General features: G+C 51.1%; 1 rRNA gene. It reads right to left on the minus strand.

What is annotated here, in order from left to right:
* Window positions 1-146: 146 nt before the first annotated feature.
* A 23S ribosomal RNA gene (locus L6758_RS10950) occupies window positions 147-378 on the minus strand; the annotation flags it as partial.

The following is a 378-nucleotide window of genomic DNA, read 5'->3' on the forward strand; positions in this document are numbered from 1 at the left end:
GGATGGAACCGGGTGTTTCCCTCTCGCTATAACCACCGTAAACCTACGATGCACCACCCCACACACGGGGCAGCAATAACAAACCCAAAGGGTTGTTATCTCAAAACCATACAGTGGACGCAAACAACAAACAAACTCAGTCATAAAAGTGTAAGCCTTCGGACTATTAGTACCAGTCAACTCCACGGGCATTCCCCGCGTCCATACCTGGCCTATCAACCCCATCATCTATAGGGATCCTCACGTGACCAAAAGGCCACCAGGAAATCTCATCTCGAAACAGGCTTCCCGCTTAGATGCTTTCAGCGGTTATCCCTCCCGAACGTAGCCAATCAGCCATGCACCTGGCGGTACAACTGACATACCAGAGGTTCGTCC

The sequence above is a fragment of the Rothia nasimurium genome (assembly GCF_928382285.1).
Classification (GTDB): Bacteria; Actinomycetota; Actinomycetes; order Actinomycetales; family Micrococcaceae; genus Rothia; species Rothia nasimurium_E.